The organism is Enterobacter sp. 3U4 (assembly GCF_057224565.1).
Window position 1 is genome coordinate 1,610,032 of sequence record NZ_CP136665.1, and the last position, 22,424, is coordinate 1,632,455.

The 22,424-nt window shown below is 56.9% G+C and carries 23 protein-coding genes; 6 read left to right on the forward strand and 17 right to left on the reverse strand.

The features are described from left to right. Positions 1-166: 166 nt before the first annotated feature. The 8 genes from RVY89_RS07585 to sad all read right to left on the reverse strand — a co-directional run bounded on the left by RVY89_RS07585 (position 167) and on the right by sad (position 9,419). The gene (locus RVY89_RS07585; protein ID WP_484827396.1) at positions 167-1,618 is read right to left on the reverse strand and encodes a tagaturonate reductase; all 1,452 of its coding nucleotides are present in this window, start codon (positions 1,616-1,618) and stop codon (positions 167-169) included. Positions 1,619-1,735: 117 nt separating this feature from the next. After that, a complete protein-coding gene (locus tag RVY89_RS07590; protein ID WP_395314373.1) occupies positions 1,736-2,263 on the reverse strand; it encodes a GNAT family N-acetyltransferase in 528 nt (175 codons plus the stop codon). Between the two features lie 82 nt (positions 2,264-2,345). After that, complete coding sequence (locus tag RVY89_RS07595; protein WP_484827397.1) at positions 2,346-3,311, reverse strand: sensor domain-containing diguanylate cyclase; 966 nt, start codon at positions 3,309-3,311, stop codon at positions 2,346-2,348. Between the two features lie 119 nt (positions 3,312-3,430). Next, positions 3,431-4,870, reverse strand: a complete 1,440-nt coding sequence (locus tag RVY89_RS07600; RefSeq protein WP_484827398.1) for a sensor domain-containing diguanylate cyclase — start codon at positions 4,868-4,870, stop codon at positions 3,431-3,433. A gap of 113 nt (positions 4,871-4,983) precedes the next feature. After that, a complete protein-coding gene (locus RVY89_RS07605) occupies positions 4,984-5,340 on the reverse strand; it encodes a DUF4186 domain-containing protein (protein ID WP_024908465.1) in 357 nt (118 codons plus the stop codon). Further along, the gene (gene glsB / locus RVY89_RS07610; protein WP_484827911.1) at positions 5,340-6,242 is read right to left on the reverse strand and encodes a glutaminase B; all 903 of its coding nucleotides are present in this window, start codon (positions 6,240-6,242) and stop codon (positions 5,340-5,342) included. The genes RVY89_RS07605 and glsB overlap by 1 nt, the downstream gene beginning before the upstream one ends. Before the next feature lie 86 nt (positions 6,243-6,328). Beyond that, positions 6,329-7,918, reverse strand: a complete 1,590-nt coding sequence (locus tag RVY89_RS07615; RefSeq protein ID WP_484827399.1) for a methyl-accepting chemotaxis protein — start codon at positions 7,916-7,918, stop codon at positions 6,329-6,331. Positions 7,919-8,030: 112 nt separating this feature from the next. Beyond that, a complete protein-coding gene (sad, locus tag RVY89_RS07620) occupies positions 8,031-9,419 on the reverse strand; it encodes a succinate-semialdehyde dehydrogenase (RefSeq protein ID WP_484827400.1) in 1,389 nt (462 codons plus the stop codon). Between the two features lie 98 nt (positions 9,420-9,517). Between sad and ptrR the strand changes: the two genes are divergently transcribed. Continuing rightward, positions 9,518-10,396 (forward strand): putrescine utilization regulator PtrR, encoded by an 879-nt coding sequence (gene ptrR, locus RVY89_RS07625; protein WP_484827401.1) that lies wholly within the window; start codon positions 9,518-9,520, stop codon positions 10,394-10,396. Here the strand turns inward: ptrR and RVY89_RS07630 are convergent. Together RVY89_RS07630 and RVY89_RS07635 are read right to left on the reverse strand one after the other, a co-directional pair. Further along, positions 10,350-10,832, reverse strand: a complete 483-nt coding sequence (locus tag RVY89_RS07630; RefSeq protein WP_484827402.1) for a GNAT family N-acetyltransferase — start codon at positions 10,830-10,832, stop codon at positions 10,350-10,352. The two genes, ptrR and RVY89_RS07630, sit on opposite strands and share 47 nt — an antisense overlap. A 91-nt stretch (positions 10,833-10,923) precedes the next feature. Then, positions 10,924-11,715, reverse strand: a complete 792-nt coding sequence (locus RVY89_RS07635) for a PhzF family phenazine biosynthesis protein (RefSeq protein WP_371898084.1) — start codon at positions 11,713-11,715, stop codon at positions 10,924-10,926. Between the two features lie 177 nt (positions 11,716-11,892). On the opposite strand from RVY89_RS07635, the gene RVY89_RS07640 reads away from it, so the two are divergent. Then, positions 11,893-13,089 carry a sugar transporter gene (locus RVY89_RS07640; RefSeq protein WP_484827403.1) on the forward strand — a complete coding sequence of 399 codons (1,197 nt, stop codon included), beginning with the start codon at positions 11,893-11,895 and terminating at the stop codon, positions 13,087-13,089. Positions 13,090-13,184: 95 nt separating this feature from the next. Here the strand turns inward: RVY89_RS07640 and RVY89_RS07645 are convergent, their stop codons facing one another. Next, positions 13,185-13,850: a MarC family NAAT transporter gene (locus RVY89_RS07645; protein WP_484827404.1), complete on the reverse strand. Its 666-nt coding sequence runs from the start codon at positions 13,848-13,850 to the stop codon at positions 13,185-13,187. Positions 13,851-14,105: 255 nt separating this feature from the next. Between RVY89_RS07645 and marR the strand changes: the two genes are divergently transcribed. Genes marR through marB form a run of 3 tightly spaced genes read left to right on the forward strand, consistent with a single transcriptional unit; the run spans position 14,106 to position 15,193 of the window. Beyond that, the gene (marR, locus tag RVY89_RS07650; protein ID WP_008502236.1) at positions 14,106-14,540 is read left to right on the forward strand and encodes a multiple antibiotic resistance transcriptional regulator MarR; all 435 of its coding nucleotides are present in this window, start codon (positions 14,106-14,108) and stop codon (positions 14,538-14,540) included. A gap of 20 nt (positions 14,541-14,560) precedes the next feature. Next, entirely contained in the window at positions 14,561-14,941 is a 381-nt protein-coding gene (gene marA, locus RVY89_RS07655; RefSeq protein WP_008502237.1) for an MDR efflux pump AcrAB transcriptional activator MarA, read from the forward strand. Positions 14,942-14,974: 33 nt separating this feature from the next. Further along, the gene (gene marB, locus RVY89_RS07660) at positions 14,975-15,193 is read left to right on the forward strand and encodes a multiple antibiotic resistance protein MarB (protein WP_159125157.1); all 219 of its coding nucleotides are present in this window, start codon (positions 14,975-14,977) and stop codon (positions 15,191-15,193) included. 32 nt (positions 15,194-15,225) lie between these two features. On the opposite strand, the gene eamA is transcribed toward marB, so the two are convergent. Then, positions 15,226-16,131 carry an O-acetylserine/cysteine exporter gene (gene eamA / locus RVY89_RS07665; protein ID WP_484827405.1) on the reverse strand — a complete coding sequence of 302 codons (906 nt, stop codon included), beginning with the start codon at positions 16,129-16,131 and terminating at the stop codon, positions 15,226-15,228. Positions 16,132-16,325: 194 nt separating this feature from the next. On the opposite strand from eamA, the gene ydeE reads away from it, so the two are divergent. Next, entirely contained in the window at positions 16,326-17,519 is a 1,194-nt protein-coding gene (gene ydeE / locus RVY89_RS07670) for an efflux MFS transporter YdeE (RefSeq protein WP_484827406.1), read from the forward strand. Positions 17,520-17,564: 45 nt separating this feature from the next. Here the strand turns inward: ydeE and zinT are convergent, their stop codons facing one another. From zinT to urtB, 5 genes are read right to left on the reverse strand one after another with little or no spacing between them, the layout of a single operon-like run. Continuing rightward, complete coding sequence (gene zinT / locus RVY89_RS07675; RefSeq protein ID WP_484827912.1) at positions 17,565-18,206, reverse strand: metal-binding protein ZinT; 642 nt, start codon at positions 18,204-18,206, stop codon at positions 17,565-17,567. Positions 18,207-18,258: 52 nt separating this feature from the next. Next, on the reverse strand, positions 18,259-18,957 hold the full coding sequence (gene urtE, locus RVY89_RS07680; protein ID WP_484827407.1) for an urea ABC transporter ATP-binding subunit UrtE: 699 nt from the start codon (positions 18,955-18,957) through the stop codon (positions 18,259-18,261). Between the two features lie 9 nt (positions 18,958-18,966). After that, positions 18,967-19,764 (reverse strand): urea ABC transporter ATP-binding protein UrtD, encoded by a 798-nt coding sequence (urtD, locus tag RVY89_RS07685; RefSeq protein ID WP_484827408.1) that lies wholly within the window; start codon positions 19,762-19,764, stop codon positions 18,967-18,969. Further along, positions 19,764-20,837, reverse strand: coding sequence for an urea ABC transporter permease subunit UrtC (gene urtC, locus RVY89_RS07690; RefSeq protein WP_484827409.1), 1,074 nt, complete (start codon positions 20,835-20,837; stop codon positions 19,764-19,766). The genes urtD and urtC overlap by 1 nt, the downstream gene beginning before the upstream one ends. Next, positions 20,837-22,411, reverse strand: a complete 1,575-nt coding sequence (gene urtB / locus RVY89_RS07695; protein WP_484827410.1) for an urea ABC transporter permease subunit UrtB — start codon at positions 22,409-22,411, stop codon at positions 20,837-20,839. Before urtB ends, urtC begins: the two co-directional genes overlap by 1 nt. Positions 22,412-22,424 lie beyond the last annotated feature (13 nt).

The following is a 22,424-nucleotide window of genomic DNA, read 5'->3' on the forward strand; positions in this document are numbered from 1 at the left end:
ACGTGATCCCCATCACCGTTGCAAGCTTGTTAACGGGACATTGCATTTTCTCCCCTGATTAGCGAAATGCGCACAGTGCTGCATGTGCTTTTTTAAAAACAAAGCACATAGTATGTTGTAACTAAAGTGAGGTGTATTTAAACCCGGCCGTAGCCGGGTGAACGTTTTAGCAAAGCGGTTTTACCGCAGCGCGCATCCCTTTCAGTAAAATGGCATCAAGGTCCAGCGTCACCTGGTCGACAAGCCCACTCACCTGCGTCAGATCTTGTTCCCAGTGCTCGCTCACGCGCAGCACCGACTGCACCAGGTCACGGGTACTCAACTGCCGATCGCGGTGCTGCGCCCAGAGCTGCTGATAGCGTTCCAGCCAGCACGCATCATCCTGCACCGGATAGCTCTCCCCGTTACGCTCCGCGCGGTAAAACGCGATCAACGCGGCTAAGGCAAACGTCAGACGTCCCGGTAATTGCCCCGTTGCCTTCTGCCCTGCCAGCAGCTGCGGCAGGATGCGGGTACGGAATTTCGTCATGCCGTTAAGCGCAATGGAAAGCAACTGGTGTCTGATGTAAGGGTTACGAAAACGTCCTGTTACCGCACTGGCGAACGAATCCAGCTCTTCACGCGGCAAATCGAGGACCGGAACGATCTCCTGATAAATCGCTTTTTCGACGAACGCGCAGATCTCTGCATCATTCATCGCCTCACCTACCGTATCCAGCCCGGCCAGGAAGGCGACAGGCACCAGCGCCGTGTGCGCGCCGTTCAGAATAGCGACCTTGCGCGCTTTGTAAGGCCTGATGTCGTCGACAATCAGCACGTTTAACGGGTATTTATCCAGACGAAGTTCGCGGGCAAGGGATGCAGGCCCCTGAATAACAAACAGATAGAAGTGTTCGGCCGTGTCCAGGAACCCATCGTGATAACCCAGCTCAGCCTCAAGCGCGGCCGCTTCGTCACGTGGATAACCGGTCACGATACGGTCAACCAGCGTAGAGCAGAAGCTGTTCGCGTCGTTGAGCCACTGAATAAAGGCGGCCGGCAGCGCCCACTCCCGGGCATAGCGCAGGACGAGTTCACGCAGTGCGTCACCGTTATAGTCAATCAGTTCGCACGGAATGATGATCCAGCCCTTGTCAGCCGCACCGTTGAAGTGGCTAAAGCGCTCAAACAAAAGACGCGTTAGTTTCGCCGGGTAGCTCACCGCAGGGGAATCGTCGAACCTGTCACCTGCGTGGTAGCTGATACCCGCTTCGGTGGTATTCGAGAAAACAAAGCGCATATCCGGATTGTGTGCCAGCTTCAGGAACGCGTCATACTGGCCATAGACGTCGATTTCCCGGTTAACGGAGCGGATAAGCCGGCTTTCGCTCACCGCCTCTCCCTTCTCATTCAGACCGCGAATGAGCGTGGTATAAAGACCGTCCTGCGTATTCAGCGACGGCGGGAAGTCGCTCTGAATCGGACGGACGATAACCACGCCGGCGTTTAGATCGGTATGTTCGTTTAACAGGTCAATTTGCCAGTCGACAAACGCGCGCAGGAAATTGCCTTCACCAAACTGAATGATGCGTTCGGGATACAGAGCACCGGGAAAATCGCGACGGTTGAGCGTGTTCACAAGAGGTTCCTTTTATGATTAGTCATACAGCCTGATAAGATTGGTACGATAACTTATCAAAACTTAACGACCAGAAACCCTGTTTTGATCAATACGTCGCGTAGTTGTGCAGAAAAATTATAAGAACTTATAAAAGACGGACGTGGCCGTCATGGCACCGTCCGGCATCAGGGCATAGCGCGGGATCTCACCCACCTTTTGCCAGCCAGCACGCTGGTAGAAGGTCTCGGCCCCGCTGCCGGTGGAGGTATCGAGCACCAGCACCGAAATCTCTCTGGCCCTGGCCTCAGCTTCCAGCGCTTCCATTAATGCCATCGCGGCCCCTTTCCGGCGCGCTTTCTCGTGAACCAACAGCTTTGCCACATCGGCCCGGTGCGGCTGGTTTTCCGGCTGGTCTGTGATCAGCTGCACCGTTCCGATGACGCCGTCCTGCGCATCGACGCAGGCAAGCACCAGTCGCTCGCCTCGCGCGACGCTTTCGGCAATGCCGCGCCAGAAAATACGAGCCTTATCCAGGCTATAGGGAAGCATAAAGCTGACGGATGCCCCGCCGTTCACACAGTTTTCGAGGATCCCGGCCAGCGCATCAAGATGGGTGAGAATTTCGTCTCGGGTGAGGTTTTTGATTTGCAGTGAGGTATTCATTGTTTTTCCTTACGTTGAATACCATCACTGTGCATTTAACATCTTCTTAACGCAAACGGATCGAACATAGGCTTTTGTTATGTCACCGGGCGCGCTGGCGCTGCTGTTTCATAGCGTACATTTTTTCATCGGCATCTTTTAACCACTGTTGCAGGTCGTTGCCGTTATGATCGAATTCACTGAGCCCCCATGAGAAAAGAAGCGACCAGGGATGCAGCTTGCGGGCGTTATAGTTTTCCACCTGCTCGGCGAGATACTGCATGGCAATCCAGGCGCCCTGCTCATCCGTATCCGCGAACAGCACGGCGAATTCGTCCCCGCCAAAACGAACCAGTAGATCCGCTTCACGGAAAGAGGCGCGCATCAGCTGCGCCATGGCTTTCAGCGCCTTATCCCCCTCTTCATGGCCGTAGCGATCGTTAATTTCCTTGAAGCGATCCAAATCCAGCCAGCCGAGCGTCAGCGGCTCAGCCCGGCGGCGGGCAACGGAAAGCGTGAAACGCACGAGCTGATTAAAGCCCCGACGGTTGAATAGCCCGGTTAATTCATCCGTGGTCGCCGCGCTGATGGCAGCAAATTCATCTTCCGCCAGCGCGCCAAGGTCTCCCAGGACGGCGAGGTCGGCGGCAGAAAACTCACGGGGAGCGTAATCAATCAGGCACAGCGAGCCAACGCTTGCGCCGTCGCGCAGGCGCAGCGGGAATCCCGCGTAAAACCGCACGCGAGGTTCACCGGCCACCAGCGGGTTATCCGCAAAGCGATCGTCCTGGAGCATATCACCCACCACCAGCGGCGCTTCGGTGAGGATCGTATGCCCACAAAATGAGATGTTACGCGGAACGGTGTCGGGTGCCTTACCATCAGCGGACTTAACGATGAGCGAATGCTCATCAATGAGATTGACCATCGCCAGCGGCACCTGGAAGAAGCGTTTTGCCAGACGCGTTAACCGGTCAAACGCCGGGGAGCTGTCTATCTCAAGCAGACCGGATTCTCGCAGCGAGTTGAGTCTGTCTGTTTCATTTTCAGGGGTTGCAGGTGCTTTCATAATGTCTCCTGACGTAAAGCGTTACTAAAAGCGTAGCTTAAACAGAGGCATTGTCAGCGTTCTGACAGCCTGTTAAGCCGCTTACTATTCACGTCAATGCCTTATGACGATTAACGCAGCTATGTTTCACTCCCGGAGGGCGAGGCAATTTGCTCGTCCGCCCCCCGGGCGCTGGTACGGTTTCGACCCGCTTTTTTTGAACGATAGAGATGATCGTCCGCCTCGGCCATGAGCTTGTTGAAGACCTCGGTCAACTGCCATGACTCAGCCTTTCCGGTTCCGAGGCCAATACTGACCGTCAGAAAGAGCGTCTGGTGACGCCATGTAAAAGGATGGCTGGCAACGGTGGAGCGGATACGCTCAGCAAGTTCAAAACCGTGCTGCGCGTCGCCTGAGTTGACCACCACAGCGAACTCTTCCCCGCCCATGCGCGCTACCATGCCATCTTCGCCGACGACCTGCTGAACCTGTCGGGCAAACGACGCCAGCACGCGGTCTCCGCACTCGTGGCCGTAGTTATCATTAATGCTTTTGAAATAATCAATATCCAGCAGCATGACGGTCAGAAAACGCGTATGCCGGTACGTCTCTTCATGCTTTAACGCCTCGTAAAGCCCGGAACGCGAGTAGACGTGCGTTAAAAAGTCATAATCCGCCCTCAGCGAAACCTGGCGGATCAGGGAATTAATCGCCGCCATGCTGACGGAAACCATCACCGGGCAAATCGCCATCGTGGCAATGCCCAGCCGGGCTGAAAACATCATTGGCGTCGTAAACGGCGTCGCCACGGCAATATTAATAATCGAATTGGCGACCAAAATGATTTCAGTGGCGCCCGTAATAAACGTCAGCAGACAGGTCGCAGGCAGTGAGTAACGAACCGCACACCAGATAAGCGCAGGCAGAGGAAATGAGAGGCTCCCCGCTCCGCCAATCACCACCGACGCGATCGCCGAGACGATCAGCGCCATCACCGGCAGCAGCTGCTCCAGACGTAACCTGAGCTCGCGCCCGGGCATACGTAACGTGAGCATACAGGGCACAACAAGCACGCCGGTTGAGAACTGCTCGCTAAACCAGTCGGCAAACAGCGGCCAGAAGGTGTGACTATCAATCCCGACCGACCCCACCGCGCCGAGCAAGGCACAAAGCAGCGCGGCAATCAGACAGTAGTTAAACAGGCGTAATGCGTTAAGCGGATCGGGGGTTTTCTTCATCAGCCGCTTGTCGCGCTGAACCAGCACGGCGACGACAACGATAAAGATCATGTTAGACAGATTGATCACCACTGAGGCTATACCCCAGTTGGTTGTGACCGCGTCGTACAACAGCATCGCGACATAACATACCGCATAGTAATGCAGGCGATTCAGGTAAACATAGCGGGCGAAGATCCCTGCCATGACGCCGTTCAGCGGCCAGAACAGCGACAGGGCCTCAACGAGCCGTAATTCCGCACCCACAAAATAGAATAAGGTGGTGAGAATGAAAATCGTCGTTGCGTTTCGCAGCGGCGTGTCAACCTGGAACGGCCTGAAGGCGGTAAGAGCAGAACGCATTAAATATCATTCCATATGAAAGCTTATGGCAATTATTGCGGTCGTCAGCAAGATCGGGACTAACTTGGGATGCATCTATAACACAAATACCACTGGAGCATAACTCGTCAAATTTAGGCGTTCATTTGCAGCACCAGCCAGTGGTGGATAACGCTGACGATATAATTTTTTTGCGGCGCCGTCAGCGTTACGCCCTGTGGAATGTTATGCCATTTTGCCAGACAGCCCCGACAACAGGTGGCGGTGGCATGCTGGGCGATAAACACCGGGTGACCGCGCATAGGCGTCTGCTTACCGTCGTTTGCGGGTTGTGCAGGCGCAAGGCGCTTTTCGACAAAATCCGCGGCATGCTGGTCAATGGTTTCGGGGCCTTTGTCCCAGCAGTACTGTCGTTCTTTATCGCCTAAACGAAAGCGCGAGCGAAATGTCGATCGCGCCAGTCGGGAAAAGAGAGGATCCAGATCGGGCATCAATATACGGAACGTCCCAGACGCTGGGTCAGTTTCTCCAGAATCGCGACGCCGGCAAGCGAATTTCCCGTTTCATCCAGCTCCGGGCTCCAGACGGCTATCGCCATTTCATGCGGCACAATCGCCACGACCCCGCCGCCGACGCCTGATTTAGCCGGAAGTCCAACGCGCCAGGCAAACTCACCGGCGTTTTGATACATCCCGCTGGTTGCCATCAGCGCGTTAACCTGACGAGCCTGAAGCGGAGAAACGACTTCCTGATCGAGATGCGGCGCGTGTCCCTGGTGCGCAAGGAACAGGAACGTCTGGGCCAGCTCAACGCAGCTCATTTTCAGGGCGCAGTAATGGAAGTAGTTTTGCAGCACGGTCGCCACATCGTTGTGGAAATTACCGAAGGATTTCATCAGCCACGCGATGGCCGCGTTACGGGCGGAGTGTTCAAACTCCGAACGTGCCACCACCGGATCGTAGGCAATGTCGTCGACGCCCGAGAGCTGGCGCACTATCTCTAGCATTCGCTGACGCGGCGCGCTCAGGCGGCTTTGCAGCATATCGCAGACCACCAGCGCCCCGGCGTTGATAAAGGGATTTCGCGGTTTACCCTGTTCTATCTCGAGCTGAAGCAGCGAGTTAAAAGGCTGGCCGGACGGATCTTTGCCCACCCGCTGCCAGATCTCGTCTTCTTCATACTGGCGCATCGCCGCAACCAGACTGAGCACTTTCGAAATGGACTGAATGGAAAAACGTTCTGTTGCATCCCCTGCCTGGTATCGCTGTCCGTCGATGGTACAGATAGCAATGCCCAGCTTATTCCCGCTGACCGAGGCAAGAGCCGGAATATAGTCGGCAACCTTCCCCTTTCCAATTAACGGACGAACCTGCGCCAGAATCTCGTCCAACATCTCATTATGGATGACCGCAGCCACACTTTGCTCCTTGCCCTCAGGCTAAAACGGGCTGCGAGTATAACAGAGGCTTATGTATTGCGTCAGGCGCTAAGACGAAAACGCGAAACGGCCTGCAATAAAAGATCGGACTGCTTTTGCAGACGTTCAGAAGCATCAGAAGCGTCAGAGACCAGCAGGTCCGTCTGACGGGAGACCTGGTTCAGCGCCTGAAGCTGACGCGTCATCTGGTGAATACTCTCTCCCTGGCTGAGCGTGGCGGTGGAGATCTCATTAAGCAAACTGCTTAAATTGCCCACCAGACCGGTGACCTGCTGCAGATTATCTTCCATCAGGGTAACGGCTCTGGAACCGTCTTCAATGCCCTGCAGCGAGCGGTTGATCAGCTCCTGAATGGTCTGCGTCGAGTGGCTGCTCTTTCTTGCCAGCAGCCCAACCTCCCGTGCGACGACGGCAAAACCGCGTCCCTGATTTCCGGCATGGGCCGCCTCAATAGCGGCATTCAGCGCCAGGATGTTGGTCTGAAACGCCACGCTGTCGATCATCGCCACGATCCCGCGCATCTCGGACGATCGGTCGACGATCGCCTGCATGGACGCGTTTACGGTAGACATCATCTGGTCGCCGCCCACGGCTGCCTGGCGCGCTTCATCGGCCCGGGAGCTGGCGAGCCTGGCATAGCCGGTATTCCCTTCCACATGGCTTTCCAGCGCCGCGATATGCGCCGTCACATCCTCTAGCTCTTTCGCCTGGCGCGTCGACTGCTGGTACAGCTTCTGATTACCTTCCGCCAGGGAGCCAATATTCTCCACCATGGTGGCAGTAGCATGGCTGACCTGCGTCACCAGCTGCTGCAGACCGTGCTGCATCGTCGCAATACTGTCGCTAAGCTGCCCTATCTCACGGTTGAAGCGCATGACGTTCGGCGGCGTGCCGGAGAGATCCCCTGCCGCCAGCCGGTTAATATGCGCAATCAAACGACGCAAGGGCGTAATTACCCATCTGGACATGCCGAACCAGACGACAACCGCGATGGCGAGCAGCAGCACCGGGGCAAACAGGAACAACGTTTGCAATCCTGAGAGCTGCGCCATGAGGCTCTGACGCCCCTGCATGGCCTGCTTCTCGCTTGCCTGCTGATAGCGCGCATAGTTGTCGTTAAAATCAGACTGAAACGCCTGCGCCGGTACGGCAAAAAAAGCGTCGATGGTGTTGGTTTTTATCAGACCGTCCGCCTGTTCTTTGATTGCACCATAGAAAAGCTGATAGCTGTTCACCAGCGCATCGTCTTTAGGCGGATTCAGCGCCAGCCAGGCCTTCCATGCCTGCTGCGAAACCGCCAGCGCCTTTTGCGCATCATCCATCAGGCTATGCCAGCTCCCGTCGGATCCGGTCTCTTTATCCTGCATAAACCAGACGCCGGACCGGTTAAGGAGATCGCTTGCGGCCAGCAGAGAAACACGGGCCAGATCCAGCTTGCTCTGCTGCTGCCAGGCCAGAAGGTTTTGCTGCTCGTTGCGCTGGGCGTCGTTCAGGGAGGCGTTAAGCAGGAATGACGAGGAAAGCTGCAGCGCGGAGAAAAGGCCAATAATGCAAAAGATACCCGTCAGCAGACCAAAGTGACGAGGGGTGAGACGCTGCGCAATACGGCGAAAAATTTGCGTTAGGTTCATAATTTTCTTCAGTAACAAGACGTTAGACGCGTGCGAGTCTACGAAATGAAAATGACAGAACCATTGCAGAGAAATGACAACGGCCCTCGCGAGGAGGGCCGAAATCACGGGATTACACGCGATCCTTCCACACAGTCTGCACATTGCAGAATTCGTGCAAACCGAAGTGGGAAAGCTCGCGGCCAAAGCCGCTTTTCTTCACGCCGCCGAAGGCTACGCGCGCATCGCTGGCGCTAAAGCCGTTGATAAACACGCCGCCGCACTCCAGTTCGCGGGAGAATTTATCCGCAAGCGCTGCGTCAGCGGTGAAGACCGTCGCAGACAGGCCAAAATCGCTGTCGTTGGCAAGCATCAGGGCGTGCTCCGCGTCTTTCGCAACAGTAATGGCCGCGACGGGACCAAACAGCTCCTGGCGGAAAGCCGTCATCGACGGGGTGACATTCGCCAGCACGGTTGGCGCATAATAATTCCCCTCGCCGCTGATTTTCTCTCCGCCCAGCAGCAGCGTTGCCCCTTCTGCCAGCGTCGCCTGCACCTGCTGATGCAGTTCATCGCGCAGATCGAAACGCGCCATCGGGCCCAGGTAGTTTTCTTCCTGGTCCGGCGCACCCAGCTTCAGGGCCGCAACCGCATCGACGAAGCGCTGGGTAAAGGTGTCCGCAATGCCCTCCTCCACAATGAAGCGTTTGGCCGCCGCGCACACCTGTCCGGTATTCTGGTAGCGCCCCGCTACCGCCGCCTTCACGGCAAGATCCAGGTTGGCATCTTTGAGAACGATGAACGGGTCTGAGCCGCCCAGCTCAAGAACGCATTTTTTCAGCGCAGCCCCCGCCTGAGCGCCAATGGCTGCCCCGGCACGCACGCTGCCGGTGACGGTCACCGCCGCAATACGACGATCGTTAATCGCCTGGCTGACGCCGTCGTTGGTGGCGTTCACCCAGCCGAACACGCCTTCAGGGAAACCCGCATCCGCAAAGATCTGCGCAATAAGGTCCGCCGAGCCGAGCACGTTGGGCGCGTGTTTAAGCAGATAGCTGTTCCCTGCCAGCAAAATCGGCACCGCGCCGCGCAGCACCTGCCAGAGCGGGAAGTTCCACGGCATTACCGCGAGGATCGGCCCAAGCGGACGGTATTCAATAACCGCGTTCTGATTTTCTACCTGCGTAGGTTCCGCGTGCAGCATCGCCGGGCCGTGCTCGGCGTACCAGTCGCACAGGCTGGCGGATTTCGCCACCTCCGCCCGCGCCTGCTGAATGGGTTTGCCCATTTCACGGGAGATCGTCTGCGCCATCTCTTCAGCGCGATGACGCAGCGCGGCGCCAAGATCGCGCAGCTTTTGCGCCCGGTGGGAAACATTTTCGCGACGCCACTGGCGATAGCCCGCGTCGGACTGAGAAATAGCGCGTTCAACCTGTTCCGGCGTCGCCCACGGATACGCGGCGAGGGTTTCACCCGTGGCCGGGTTGACTGAGAAGGCATGTGTTGCAGAGGAATAAGTCATGGTGTTCTCCACGTTTTTCGGTTGATTAATTGTGGCCCACTCTGCTATTTCTTAAAAATGAATAATACTAACCACCTTATTCACAAAACGAGAATATTATGGATTTAACCCAGCTTGAGATGTTTAACGCCGTCGCGCTGACGGGCAGTATCACCCAGGCGGCGCAGAAGGTGCATCGCGTGCCGTCCAACCTGACGACCCGCATCCGCCAGCTGGAAGCCGATCTGGGCGTTGAGCTGTTTATTCGTGAGAACCAGCGTCTGCGTTTATCCCCGGCTGGACATAACTTCCTGCGCTACAGCAAGCAGATCCTCGCGCTGGTGGATGAAGCGCGCATGGTTGTCGCGGGGGATGAACCGCAAGGGTTATTTGCCCTCGGCGCGCTGGAAAGCACCGCCGCCGTGCGCATTCCTGAAACGCTGGCGCAGTTTAACCAGCGCTATCCGCGCATCCAGTTTGCCCTTTCGACCGGACCATCCGGGACGATGATTGATGGCGTACTGGAGGGAACCCTCAGCGCCGCCTTCGTCGACGGGCCGCTGTCGCACCCGGAGCTGGAAGGAATGCCGGTCTACCGGGAAGAGATGATGCTGGTCACGCCTGCCGGGCACGCGGAGGTGACGCGTGCCGCGCAGGTCAGCGGCAGCGACGTTTATGCCTTTCGGGCCAACTGCTCGTATCGCCGACACCTGGAGAGCTGGTTTCACGCTGACCGCGCCACGCCCGGCCGCATTCATGAGATGGAGTCCTACCACGGCATGCTCGCCTGCGTCATTGCGGGCGCGGGCATCGCGCTGATGCCGCGCTCGATGCTGGAGAGTATGCCTGGGCATCATCAGGTGGAAGCCTGGCCGCTGGCGGAGAACTGGCGCTGGCTGACTACCTGGCTGGTGTGGCGACGCGGGGCGATGACCCGCCAGCTGGAGGCCTTTATAGCGCTGCTAAACGAACGTCTTCAACCAGCGCCTTCTCCATAAACAGGCTGAGCGGGTCGTCAACGTATGGGGGAAATGCCGGACGTAAATCGTATCCGCACTGCTCATACAGCCGCACTGCGGCATGCTGTTTGATGCCCGTCTCCAGCCTTACGGTATGACAATGACGGCTCAGGGCCTCATCTTCCAGGGCGGCCAGCAGAGTCTCTCCCAGATGCTGCCCGCGATGTGCCGGATCGATATAGACCCGCTTCATCTCGCCCGTACCGTCGCCGTTGAGCACGATAGCGCCACAGCCAACGGCCTGAAGCTGCTGGTCGCGAACGATCATCAGGATCAGCGAGGCTTCCGGCAGTGCAGCCAGATCGAGCAGATGATTACTTTCGGCGGGATAGAGTTCGCTCTGATAGCGGTCAAGCGCCGCGATCAGGCCGAGAATGTCCGGGTGACGAGCAGATTCAGAGGTAATGGAATACATGGCAGGCTCCTTGCTTTTTTATGAGGCTAAATTTCAACATAGCGCAGGCCTGCCAGGGTGCTTCATAGTATTAACTTATCGCTCCGCCCTGTTAGCGCAAAAAGACACGCCCTTTCAGATACAGGGTGGCCTGACCGCCGATCAGCACGCGGTCGCCCTTCAATTCGCAGCGCAGATCTCCGCCACGGTGTGACACCTGGCGGGCATTGAGCGACGTTTTACCCAGCTTTTCGCTCCAGTAAGGGATCAGCATGCTGTGGGCAGATCCGGTAACCGGGTCTTCCGGCACCCCTTCGCCCGGGCAGAAGAAGCGGCTGACGAAGTCATAGTTTTCTCCCGGCGCCGTCACGCAGACCATTTTATCCAGCGGAAGCATGGCCCCAATATCCGGCGTTAACGCTTCTACCTGCTGCTGGCTCTCCAGCACCACCATGTAATCCCGACCCACGCGCACCTCTTTTGCCTCTGTGATGCCCAGACCGCTAAAAAGCAGCGCAGGTGGGTTCTCGACCACCTCCGTTGACCACGCGGGGAAGTTCAGCGTCAGCCAGTCGCCGCTGCGTTTAACCGTCAGTTCACCCACGAAGCGCGTGGTGAAGGTGATTTCAGTGTGCGGATAGTCAAGGTATTCAAAAATAACGTGCGATGCGGCAAGCGTGGCATGGCCGCACAGGTTAATTTCATCCAGCGTGGTAAACCAGCGCAGCTCAAAACCACCGTCGGTACGGACGAAAAAGGCGGTCTCAGACTGGTTATGCTGCTGCGCCATTTTGAGCAGCGTCTCGTCCGGCAGCCACTCTTCCAGAGGACATACCGCTGCCGCGTTTCCGCCAAAGGTTTTGTCGCTGAAGGCATCCACCAGATAAAAATCAATTTCTTGCATTGTATTACCGCCTGTTTTTATTGTGTTGTTCTTTTATATTCAATGAAAACAGCGTTCCCGGCTACCGCTTTCATAAGGTAAATATTGAGATCTGCATCACATAATGGTTGAGTTTTCGCCGTTTGACGTTTTAAGATCGTCTCCTCTTCTTTTCAGCAACGAATCTCCGACATCCCTATGACAACGAACACAGTTTCCCGCAGGGTTGCGTGGCTACGCGTGGTCACGCTGGCCATTGCCGCGTTTATTTTTAATACCACAGAATTTGTTCCGGTTGGGCTGTTGTCTGACATCGCTGACAGTTTCCAGATGGAAACGGCTCAGGTGGGCATTATGTTGACCATCTACGCCTGGGTGGTAGCGCTGATGTCCTTGCCGTTTATGCTGCTGACCAGCCAGATGGAGCGTCGCAGGCTGCTGATCGGTCTGTTTGTCTTGTTCATTGCGAGCCACGTGCTGTCGTTTATGGCGTGGAACTTTACGGTGCTGGTCATGAGCCGCATCGGCATTGCCTTTGCCCATGCGGTGTTCTGGTCGATCACCGCTTCGCTGGCGATTCGCCTGACACCGGCGGGAAAACGCGCTCAGGCGCTGAGCCTGATTGCCACCGGTACCGCACTGGCGATGGTGCTGGGTCTGCCGATCGGCCGCATCGTGGGGCAATACTTTGGCTGGCGCACGACCTTCTTCGCCATCGGCATGGGCGCGCTGGTTACGCTGGTGTGTCTGATTAAACTGCTGCCCGCGCTGCCGAGCGAACATTCCGGCTCGCTGAAAAGCCTGCCGCTGCTGATGCGTCGCCCTGCGCTGCTGAGCATCTACCTGCTGACGGCCATCGTCGTGACGGCCCACTACACAGCGTACAGCTATATTGAACCGTTTGTGCAGGTGGTAGCGGGCTTTAGCGCCAACTTTGCCACCGTATTACTGCTTATCCTCGGCGGCGCTGGCATTGTTGGCAGCGTTCTGTTTGGCAAGCTGGGTAACCGGCACGCCTCCGTGCTGGTGAGCAGCGCCATCGGCCTGCTGCTGGCCTGCCTGCTGCTGCTGATGCCCGCCGCGGGCAGCGAAAGCCATCTGGCGATCCTCAGCCTGTTCTGGGGCGTGGCGATTATGATTATTGGCCTGGGTATGCAGGTGAAAGTGCTGGCCCTGGCGCCGGATGCGACGGACGTCGCCATGTCGCTGTTCTCGGGGATTTTCAATCTGGGCATTGGCGCGGGGGCGCTGGTGGGAAATCAGGTCATACTGCACGTGTCGATGTCGGCGATTGGCTATCTGGGGGCTATTCCGGCCCTGGTGGCGCTGATCTGGTCAGTGCTCATCTTCCGTAAATGGCCGGTAGCGCTGGAGGAACAGGGTCAGCACGGGTGAGGATTGTTGGTACCGGGTGGCGCTGCGCTTACCCGGCCTACAAAAAGACGGATTTCGTAGGCCGGGTAAGGCGAAGCCGCCACCCGGCAATGAACTTAATGATAGGTCTTAATAATTTCCAGCACGCCGTTAATAATAAACTGCACGCCCATACAGACCAGCAAGAAGCCCATCAGACGGGAAATTGCCTCGATACCGCCCTTACCTACCCAGCGCATAATAGCGCCAGAGCTCCGCAGCGACACCCACACGATAAGACCGATAATCGCAAAAATCAGCGGTGGCGCAATCATCAGCACCCAGTCCGGGAAGGTTGCGCTGTCACGCACCGTTGACGCGGAGCTGATGATCATCGCGATGGTCCCCGGCCCCGCCGTGCTCGGCATGGCAATCGGCACAAAGGCGATATTCGCACTCGGTTCGGTTTCAAGCTCTTCCGATTTGCTGGTCGCTTCCGGCGACTCATGCGCTTTCTGCGCCGGGAACAACATGCGGAAACCAATGAAGGCCACAATCAGCCCCCCGGCGATACGCAGACCAGGGATGGAAATCCCGAAGGTATTCATCACCACCTGTCCGGCGTAATAAGCCACCATCATGATGGCAAACACATACACCGAGGCCATCATCGACTGATGGTTGCGCTCGGCGCTGTTCATATTCCCTGCCAGCCCGAGGAAAAGCGCCACCGTCGTTAACGGGTTAGCCAACGGCAGCAAGACCACCAGCCCAAGGCTGACTGCTTTAATTAAATCCAACATAGTGCGTTGTCGTCCTTATCCATATTTAACACAGAAATTATAGGGGGAAAGTGCGACATTCAGCCATGGGCGCAACGTAACGATTATTTTCCTTTAGAAAAGATAACTGTCAGTTATCTATATGATTTGAAAGACCTCAAAAAAAATTCATGAAACGTTTTAGCAATTCGTGGCATCGGCTGACTCATTCAGTTGACTTATACTTGCCTGAGCAATAATATCTGCCGTGACTAACTACTTGCCAGGGCAACCATTGTGAAAAGCACCAGTGATATCTTTAACGACGTTGTTCCGCTGGGTCGTCTTATTCATATGGTAAATCAGAAAAAAGACCGCCTGCTCAATGACTACCTGTCACCGCTGGATATCACCGCAACACAGTTCAAAGTGCTGTGTTCCATTCGCTGCGAAGTGTGTATCACGCCGGTTGAGCTGAAAAAGGTGCTCTCTGTCGATCTGGGTGCGTTAACCCGCATGCTCGATCGTCTCGTCTGCAAAGGATGGATAGAACGAAGCCCTAACCCGAATGACAAACGCGGCGTACTGGTGAAGCTAACCAGCGATGGCGCGGCCATGTGCGAGCAATGTCATCAATTAGTAGGACAAACACTGCATCAGGAACTAACAAAAAACTTAACGGCAGATGAAGTGGCAACTCTTGAGCTTCTGCTCAAAAAAATACTGCCGTAAACAGAAAAAGAGGTATGACGATGTCCAGACGCAATACTGACGCTATCACCATTCATAGCATTTTGGACTGGATCGAAGATAACCTGGAATCGCCGCTCTCCCTTGAAAAAGTGTCAGAGCGTTCAGGTTACTCCAAATGGCACCTGCAACGGATGTTCAAAAAAGAGACCGGTCATTCATTAGGTCAATACATTCGCAGCCGCAAGCTGACGGAAATTGCCCAGAAACTGAAAGAAAGCAATGAGCCGATCCTTTATCTGGCGGAGCGTTACGGATTTGAATCGCAGCAAACCCTGACGCGTACGTTCAAGAACTATTTTGACGTGCCGCCTCATAAGTACCGAATCACCAGCGTGCCGGGTGAATCCCGATACCTGTATCCGTTAAAACACTGTAGTTAATCATCGCCTGTAACAGACGTAACCGAGGAAATCATGAAAGTTATCGCCTCCGCCGCCCTCGCCTTGCTGGTGCTGTTCTCCAGCCAGACCTTCGCGGAGCAACCCCCTCGTGCAACGCAGCAAAATAATCCTGATACGATGATTTTGCCGTCAGCACATGACCAGTCGCCTTATGATTTCAACCATATGGGTGCTGGTAGCGACAAATCCGACGAATTAGGCGTGCCTTATTATAATCAGCACGGCTTCTGATTCGTTTTTGCCCCGCAGATGCGGGGCTTTTTTTATGCCTTTTCGCTTACCCGCGTCGTCCGACGAACCCGCAGACCAAACACGTTAATGTACAGCCCGGCCATGATCAGCACGGCGCCAAACAGCTGCAGCGCGCTCAGCGTTTCATCCAGTAAGAGTGCCGCACTGGCAAGCCCCACCACCGGCACCAGCAGGGATAACGGTGCGACGCGCCAGGTTTCATACCGCCCCAGCAGCGATCCCCAGATCCCGTAGCCCACAATGGTGGCGACAAAGGCCAGATAGACAAGAGAAAGGATGGTGGTCATATCGATGTCAACCAGACTGTTCAGCATCACCGCCGGACCGTCCAGAAGACTCGACGCCAGCAGAAACGGGATAACCGGGATCAGCGCGCTCCACACCACCAGCGACATTACCGCCGGGCGCGCCTCGTGCTGCATGATCAGCTTGTTGAAGATATTCCCGCAGGCCCAGCTCAGCCCCGCCGCCAGCGTCAACATAAACCCGAGCAGCGCCACGTGCTGACCATTCAGGCTGGCCTCTATGAGCACCAGCACGCCGAACACCGCCAGCGCGATCCCCGCCAGCTGTTTGCCCTGCAGACGCTCGCCAAACACAAACGCCCCGAGAATAATGGTAAAGAACGCCTGCGCCTGTAACACCAGCGAGGCAAGACCCGCCGGCATTCCAAACTTGATGGCGCAAAAGAGAAACGCGAACTGGCCAAAGCTAATGGTCAGACCGTAGCCCAGCAGCAGTTTAAAAGGGATCTTTGGACGCGCCACAAAGAAGATGGCCGGGAAAGCGACCAGCATAAAGCGTAAACCGGCCAGCATCAGCGGCGGCATATTATGCAGCCCCAGCTTAATGACCACAAAATTGAGCCCCCATACTACGACCACCAGCAACGCCAGCAGCCCGTCTTTCCGCGTCATATCCAGCCCCTGAATTATTAATAATTTGTTAACACTTCAAGGTAACAGAAAAAAGTACGTCACGAGAAGATCATTATTTCTGGCAGGCAGCTGAAGCACTTAGGGATAAATCAGGTGCTATACAAGCCCCTTATGTCATGGTAATCCTGTTAACACACCTCTAATAAAAGCATAAGCAACTGTCGGGCAGGAATATGAAACCATCTCTCAGGCGCTCAACCGCAGCGCTGCTGGCATCGTCATTGTTGTTAACCATCGGTAGAGGGGCAACGCTGCCGTTCATGACCATCTATCTCACGCGCGTCTACAGCATGAGCGTTGAGAATATTGGTTATGCCCTGACCGTGGCGCTGACCATTGGCGTGGTATTCAGCCTGGGATTTGGCATTCTGGCCGATAAGTTTGATAAAAAACGCTACATGCTGATCGCAATAGTGGCCTTTATCGCGGGGTTTGTCGCGATCCCCCTGGTCGATAACGTCACGCTGGTGGTGCTGTTCTTTGCGCTGATCAACTGCGCCTATTCCGTCTTTTCGACGGTGCTGAAGGCCTGGTTCTCCGACGTGCTCACCACGAGCCAAAAGGCGCGCGTCTTCTCGCTGAACTACAGCTTCCTGAACATTGGCTGGACGATCGGACCACCGATTGGCACCCTGCTGGTGATGTACAGCCTGCAGCTGCCGTTCTGGCTGGCGGCCTTCTGCGCCGCCCTGCCGCTGGGATTCATCCATTTCTTTGTGCAAAAAAGCGTGGCGTTAGATACCGCAGAGGAGAAGATGCCCTGGCAGCCATCGGTGTTGCTGAAAGACCGCGCGCTGTTCTGGTACACCCTTTCTGGCCTGCTCGCGTCCTACGTTGGCGGGTCGTTCGCGACCTGCATTTCGCAATACGTTCTGGCCGCGCATGCGGACAGCGATTTCGCAGAAAAAGTGGTGGCCGTAGTATTGCCCGTCAACGCCGCCGTGGTGGTGACCCTTCAATATGCGCTGGGCCGCAAAATCTCAGCCAGCAATATCCGCCCGCTGATGACCCTCGCCACCCTGTTTTTTATCGTGGGGCTGGGCGGCTTTATGATCTCCGGTGAAAACCTGGTTTACTGGGGCATTGCTGCCGCCATCTTTACTCTGGGTGAGATTATTTATGCGCCGGGTGAATACATGCTGATCGACAACATTGCGCCACCGGGAATGAAGGCGAGCTATTTCTCCGCGCAGGCGCTGGGCTGGCTCGGTGCGGCGGCAAACCCGATGATCACCGGCATCATCCTGACCAACCTGCCGCACTGGTCCTTGTTTGCGATCATGATGGTCGCCATCGTCATGGCCTGGCTGATGATTTTGCGCGGGATGAGCGTGAAGGCGTGGTGCGAGTCGCCCAAAGCGGCGTAGAAAAGGCCGGGTAAGGCGAAGCCGCCACCCGGCAAAAGCAAAAATCTAGTGGTGCAACATCTCCTCCACCACCTGCTCTTTATACATCTCGTTCGGGTAATAGGTCGGCCAGTTGTCCATCTCTTTCAGCAGCGCCTCGTGGGAGGTGTTGCCCATGAAGATATGGAAGTGCGAGGAGGCCTTCGGTCCGATGGTATGGTCGCTGAACTGCACGAACTTCGGCGCTTTGCTGGCGGCGTCCTTACACTCAAACAGATAGCGAACGCCTTTCTTACCTGATGCGTAGGTCAGAATTTTGTAGCCGCTGTAATCATACTGACAGCGGCTGACCGCTTTCCCCTGATGGAATTCCATCACGTTATTTTCGATGCCGATGGCATCCACGTCCGTCGCATAACCCTTGCGGTAGTAGGCTTTCACCTCATCAAAGGATTTGCTTTTATCCTTCTGGGCTTTCTGTTTAAAGACCGGATCCAGCGAACCATCAAGCAGGAACGGATAGACCGACTGCCAGGTCCCGTCCCAGTCAGACAGCGTTCTGTCCTTCACGTCTTTATCCTCAAACACGCCGTTCGCCGCTTTCTGTTCCGCTTCGGTCATCTGATGGCCGTGCGAGTGAGCAAATAGCTGGCCGCTGACCAGCAGCGCCCCCAGAGTCATGGCAAATTTTCCAATATGTGCAGCCAACATAACATCCTCATTCCGTTTCATAAAAATGAGAATGTTATATTATAACATTTCAAATCGCAACCTGGCCTCGAACGCCCTCCTGCTCCATGTTTTCGCCCCGCCCGCGCTGAATAATGGTGCCGCGGGACATGAGCAGATAGCTGTCGGCCAGCTCGGCGGCAAAGTCGTAAAACTGCTCCACCAGCAGGATCGCCATGTCACCTCTGTTTGCCAGGGTGCGGATCACATGGCCGATCTCTTTAATGACGGAAGGCTGTATGCCTTCGGTCGGTTCATCCAGGATCAGCAGCTGCGGACGACTCGCCAGCGCGCGACCAATCGCCAGCTGCTGCTGCTGCCCGCCGGAGAGATCTCCCCCGCGACGATGCTTCATCTCTTTGAGCACCGGGAACAGCTGCCAGATCTCCTCCGGCACCTGCTTCGCCTCGCGGGCGGAAAATCGCGACAGCCGCAGCTGGAGGTTCTCCTCCACGGTCAGGCGCGGGAAAATTTCACGTCCCTGCGGGACATACGCCACGCCGGACTGTACCCGCTGGTGCGGTTTACTGTGGGTGATCGTTTTTCCCTGCCAGATGATCTCCCCGGTTTTCGCCGGGATCAGCCCCATCAGACACTTCAGCAGCGTGGTTTTCCCCACGCCGTTGCGACCCAGCAGGCAGGTGACTTCGCCGGTGACGGCCTCAAAGCTCACGCCGCGCAGGATATGGCTACCGCCGTAATACTGATTCAGTTCGTTGACCTGTAACATTCCCTCTCCTTAACGTCCCAGATAGACCTCAATCACCTGCTCGTTGGCCTGAACCTCGCGAAGCGATCCTTCCGCCAGCACCCGCCCCTGATGCAGCACCGTCACATGGTCGGCGATGGTTTCAACAAAACCCATATCGTGCTCCACCACCATCAGAGAGTGTTTGCCCGCCAGCGTTTTGAACAGCTCTGCGGTGTATTCCGTTTCCGCATCGGTCATCCCGGCGGCGGGTTCATCCAGCAGCAGCAGGTGCGGGTCCTGCACCAGCAGCATGCCAATCTCCAGAAACTGCTTTTGTCCGTGGGAAAGCAGCCCGGCGCGGCGGTCGCGCTCGCCGGTCAGCCGCAGTAAAACCAGCATCTCATCGATCCGGTCGCGCTGCGCGCCGTTGAGTTTTGCCCGCAGGCTCGCCCAGACGGACTTATCGCTTTTCATCGCGATCTCCAGGTTTTCCCACACCGTCAGCGCCTCAAAGACCGTGGGTTTCTGGAATTTACGCCCGATGCCCTGGCGGGCAATGGCCGCAGGCTCCAGCGCGGTCAGGTCGATGGACTGGTCGTAAATCGCCCTGCCGCTCTTTGGCCGAGTTTTGCCGGTAATGACGTCCATCAGCGTGGTTTTACCGGCACCGTTGGGACCGATCACGCAGCGCAGCTCGCCTACGCCGATATTAAGCGAAAGATCGGTCAGGGCCTGAAAGCCATCAAAATTGACGTTAATCGCCTCAAGCTGCAGAACCGGGTCGGTCTGCTCGCGGTAACGATCGCCGGGTAGCTGGCGGGTAAATAATCCTTCGGCTGGCTGCATTATTTTTCTCCCTTACGAAACAGTCCGTAGACGCCGCGCGGTAAAAACAGCGTAACGGCGATAAAAATCAGCCCCAGAAACAGCTGCCAGTATTCCGGCATCGCAACGGTGAAGAAACTTTTCGCCCCGTTCACCAGCGCCGCGCCAATCACTGGCCCCACCAGCGTGCCGCGGCCACCCAGCGCTACCCAGATGGCGGCCTCAATCGAGTTTGTCGGCGACATTTCGCCCGGGTTGATAATGCCCACCTGCGGGACATAGAGCGCCCCCGCCAGGCCGCACAGCACGGCAGAGAGCGTCCACACCAGCAGCTTGAACCCGCGCGGATCGTAGCCGCAAAACGTCAGGCGGTTTTCGGCGTCGCGAACGGCGGTCAGGATGCGGCCAAACTTGCTCTTTGCCAGCGCAAATCCGGTGCCCAGGGCCAGGAGCAGCAACATAACGGTTGCCAGAAACAGCGCGATACGGGTAGTCGTTTCTGTTACCGAAAACCCGAGCAGCGTGGTGAAGCCGGTAAAGCCGTTATTGCCGCCAAAGCCGGTTTCGTTGCGAAAGAACAGCAGCATCCCGGCATAGGTCAGCGCCTGGGTCATAATCGAGAAATAGACCCCTTTGATCTTTGAGCGGAAGGCAAACCAGCCAAAAACCAGCGCCAGCAGCCCCGGCACCATCACAATCAAGACCAGCGCCCAGGCAAAATGCTGCGTTCCCCACCAGAACCACGGCAGTTCGCTCCAGGAGAGAAACGACATAAACGCGGGCATACCGTCACCCGCGGCCTGGCGCATCAGGTACATGCCCATCGCGTAGCCGCCCAGCGCGAAGAAGATCCCGTGCCCAAGCGACAGCATACCGGCATAGCCCCACACCAGATCCAGCGCCACCGCAACGATGGCATAGCAGAGGATCTTGCCAATCAGCGTCAGCATCCAGGTCGACAGCGCCAGCGGATGCGTCGCAGGCAGTAAGGCGAAAAACGGTAATATCAGCAGACATACCACCAGCAGGCTGCCTGCAAGTTGCGTTGTGCGTGGCGCTTTGCGCGCCAGCGTTAAGGTCAGCGGCTGGCTCATCAGTCAATTACCCTCCCTTTCAGCGCAAACAGACCCTGGGGACGCTTCTGAATAAACAGCACGATCGCCACCAGAATCACGATCTTGCCCAGCACCGCTCCCATCTGCGGTTCAAGAATTTTATTGAAAATGCCCAGACCAAACGCCGCGGCCACGCTGCCTGCCAGCTGGCCTACGCCACCGAGAACGACCACGAGGAAGGAGTCAATAATGTAGCCCTGACCCAGCTCCGGCCCGACGTTACCCAGCTGCGATAGCGCCACGCCGCCTAACCCCGCAATCCCTGAGCCAAGCCCGAACGCCAGCATATCGACGCGGCCTGTCGGTACCCCGCAGCAGGCGGCCATGCTGCGGTTCTGCGTCACAGCGCGCACGTTGAGCCCCAGACGGGTTTTATTCAGAATGAGCCAGGTGAAGAACAGCACCAGCAGCACAAAGCCCAGCACCACGATGCGGTTCCACGGCAGCGTCAGGTTGGCAAAAACCTGCACCCCGCCGGAGAGCCATGCCGGGTTCGCCACCTCCAGGTTCTGGGCGCCAAAGGTCATGCGCACCAGCTGGATAAGCATCAGGCTGATCCCCCATGTCGCCAGCAGCGTTTCCAGCGGACGTCCGTACAGATGACGGATCACCGTGCGCTCCAGCACCATTCCAATGCCCGCCGTCAGGCAGAACGCGACCGGCAAGGCGATAACGGGATAGAGCGCCAGCCACTGGGGCGCAAGCCCGGCCATCGCCTGCTGTACCATCCAGGTGGCATATGCCCCCAGCATCAGCATCTCGCCGTGGGCCATGTTAATCACGCCCAGCAGGCCGTAGGTGATAGCCAGCCCCAGCGCGGCCAGCAGCAGCACCGACCCGAGGGACAGCCCCATAAACGCCTGGCCCAGCAGATCGCCCCACATCAGTCGGTGCTGGATCTGGCTAAGACTCTCTTCTGCGGCCGCGCGAACGCCGCTATCCGGCTCAGTCTGTGGCTGGGTAAAGGGGGTAAGTCTGGACTGTACGTCCGGATCGTCTGACTGGCCTAACAATTCGACGGCCCTGCGGCGCACCTCGGCCTGCGGGCTAGCCAGCTGGAGATCCGCGACCGCGAGCAGCAGCGCCTGACGCGCCACGGCATCCGTTTCAGCGGTCACACGCTTTTCCAGAAAAGCGAGCATCCCGGGCTGGGCATCGCGCTGCAGCTGGCGCGCCGCTGCTCGCCTTTCGGTGACACTGTCACTCACCAGCTGATGCGTGGCGATGGCGGTTGCAGCAAGCACGCGAAGCCGGTTCGTCAGGCGCACGGCTTTGGTTTGCCCTTCTGCCGTCTGGCTTTCACCCAGCGGGATGACGTTGCCATCGCGTTGAGTAAAGGCGTGCTTTTGCGTATCGACGTAGAGGTTTTCCTTTTGCAGCGCCTTAAGGAGCGGCAGCCTGGACGCATCCGGCGCGGCGGCCCACTGCGTCAACAAATCCGCCTGCTGGCTGCGGCTGGCGGCAACAAAACGATCGGCATCCGATGCCTGCGCCATCCCTGACAGCAGTCCGGAAAGCCATACAAGAGCGATGAACATGCGCATGGCGTTCATGACGTTTCTCCCT

Bases quoted from the DNA above. Each gene is read 5' to 3' on its own strand.
- RVY89_RS07590 (WP_395314373.1), bottom strand. From the start codon at position 2,263: ATGAATACCTCACTGCAAATCAAAAACCTCACCCGAGACGAAATTCTC.
- RVY89_RS07595 (WP_484827397.1), bottom strand. From the start codon at position 3,311: ATGAAAGCACCTGCAACCCCTGAAAATGAAACAGACAGACTCAACTCG.
- urtB (WP_484827410.1), bottom strand. From the start codon at position 22,411: ATGAACGCCATGCGCATGTTCATCGCTCTTGTATGGCTTTCCGGACTG.
- marB (WP_159125157.1), top strand. From the start codon at position 14,975: ATGAAAGTTATCGCCTCCGCCGCCCTCGCCTTGCTGGTGCTGTTCTCC.
- RVY89_RS07630 (WP_484827402.1), bottom strand. From the start codon at position 10,832: ATGTATTCCATTACCTCTGAATCTGCTCGTCACCCGGACATTCTCGGC.
- urtC (WP_484827409.1), bottom strand. From the start codon at position 20,837: ATGAGCCAGCCGCTGACCTTAACGCTGGCGCGCAAAGCGCCACGCACA.
- ydeE (WP_484827406.1), top strand. From the start codon at position 16,326: ATGAAACCATCTCTCAGGCGCTCAACCGCAGCGCTGCTGGCATCGTCA.
- RVY89_RS07635 (WP_371898084.1), bottom strand. From the start codon at position 11,715: ATGCAAGAAATTGATTTTTATCTGGTGGATGCCTTCAGCGACAAAACC.
- urtE (WP_484827407.1), bottom strand. From the start codon at position 18,957: ATGTTACAGGTCAACGAACTGAATCAGTATTACGGCGGTAGCCATATC.
- RVY89_RS07615 (WP_484827399.1), bottom strand. From the start codon at position 7,918: ATGAACCTAACGCAAATTTTTCGCCGTATTGCGCAGCGTCTCACCCCT.
- marA (WP_008502237.1), top strand. From the start codon at position 14,561: ATGTCCAGACGCAATACTGACGCTATCACCATTCATAGCATTTTGGAC.
- sad (WP_484827400.1), bottom strand. From the start codon at position 9,419: ATGACTTATTCCTCTGCAACACATGCCTTCTCAGTCAACCCGGCCACG.
- RVY89_RS07645 (WP_484827404.1), bottom strand. From the start codon at position 13,850: ATGTTGGATTTAATTAAAGCAGTCAGCCTTGGGCTGGTGGTCTTGCTG.
- RVY89_RS07640 (WP_484827403.1), top strand. From the start codon at position 11,893: ATGACAACGAACACAGTTTCCCGCAGGGTTGCGTGGCTACGCGTGGTC.
- ptrR (WP_484827401.1), top strand. From the start codon at position 9,518: ATGGATTTAACCCAGCTTGAGATGTTTAACGCCGTCGCGCTGACGGGC.
- RVY89_RS07600 (WP_484827398.1), bottom strand. From the start codon at position 4,870: ATGCGTTCTGCTCTTACCGCCTTCAGGCCGTTCCAGGTTGACACGCCG.
- urtD (WP_484827408.1), bottom strand. From the start codon at position 19,764: ATGCAGCCAGCCGAAGGATTATTTACCCGCCAGCTACCCGGCGATCGT.
- glsB (WP_484827911.1), bottom strand. From the start codon at position 6,242: ATGTTGGACGAGATTCTGGCGCAGGTTCGTCCGTTAATTGGAAAGGGG.
- eamA (WP_484827405.1), bottom strand. From the start codon at position 16,131: ATGACGCGGAAAGACGGGCTGCTGGCGTTGCTGGTGGTCGTAGTATGG.
- RVY89_RS07605 (WP_024908465.1), bottom strand. From the start codon at position 5,340: ATGCCCGATCTGGATCCTCTCTTTTCCCGACTGGCGCGATCGACATTT.